The sequence below is a fragment of the Streptomyces sp. E11-3 genome (assembly GCF_046540415.1).
Classification (GTDB): Bacteria; Actinomycetota; Actinomycetes; order Streptomycetales; family Streptomycetaceae; genus Streptomyces.
Map to the genome: position 1 here is coordinate 1 of NZ_JAZGRL010000224.1, position 775 is coordinate 775.

Annotated in this window: 2 protein-coding genes; both read left to right on the top strand. The window is 72.8% G+C overall.

The window, feature by feature from the left end; translation table 11 throughout:
* Positions 1-19: 19 nt before the first annotated feature.
* Positions 20-550, top strand: coding sequence for a flavodoxin domain-containing protein (locus U9R90_RS36550; protein ID WP_411061820.1), 531 nt, complete (start codon positions 20-22; stop codon positions 548-550).
* Positions 547-729 carry a hypothetical protein gene (locus U9R90_RS36555; RefSeq protein ID WP_411061822.1) on the top strand — a complete coding sequence of 61 codons (183 nt, stop codon included), beginning with the start codon at positions 547-549 and terminating at the stop codon, positions 727-729. The genes U9R90_RS36550 and U9R90_RS36555 overlap by 4 nt, the downstream gene beginning before the upstream one ends.
* The last annotated feature ends 46 nt before the right edge of the window (positions 730-775 follow it).

A 775-nucleotide genomic window follows, 5' to 3' on the forward strand; every position in this document is an offset into this window, starting at 1 on the left:
CCGCCCCACCCTGTAGGGAGTGAGTGATCCCATGAGGATTCTGGTCGGTTACGCCAGTGTCCACGGCTCCACCCAGAGCATCGCCGAACACCTCGCGGTCAAGTTGGCCGAGCACGGCCACACCGCGGCCGCCGTAGCGCTGAGCCCGGTCCAACGGGCTTCCGACTACGACGCCTTCGTACTCGGCAGCGCGATCCACCACGGCGCCTGGCTGCCGCAGGCGACCGACTTCATCCGCCGCCACCCCAGCATGCTCTCCACCCACCCGGCGTGGCTGTTCAGCGTCGGCCAGCCACCAGCGGCGGGGCGCTGGCCGGGCCGCCGACGCGTGGAGCCGGTGCAGATGCCCGGCTTCCGGTCGCTGATCCACCCGTGGGGGCACAAGTTCCTGGCCGGTGCCCTCTACCGTGACCATCTGCCGCTCTGGCGCCACCTGGCCTTCAAGGCACGGCGCGGGCAGTACGGCAGCCACCGCGACTGGAAGGTGCTCGACACCTGGGCCGAGCAGATCGACCGCGAACTCAGCGCAGAACCGCGCCCCGCGCGGTGACCGCGCCGAGGCGCGGCAAGCAGCCGAAACGCGGCCGGCAGCAGCGCGACGAGGGGCGGGATGCGGAGCGGGACGGTCTGGGGCTCCCGCCCGAACCGGGGCAGCTCCTGGACGTGTTCGCCGAGGAACTGACCCGGGGGCTGCGCGCCAGCAGGCTGTCGGTCGGGGGCAGGAGGTAGCGCGAGGTAGGCAACAGGACGCGGTCCCGCCCCGGCCCCGCCCCGG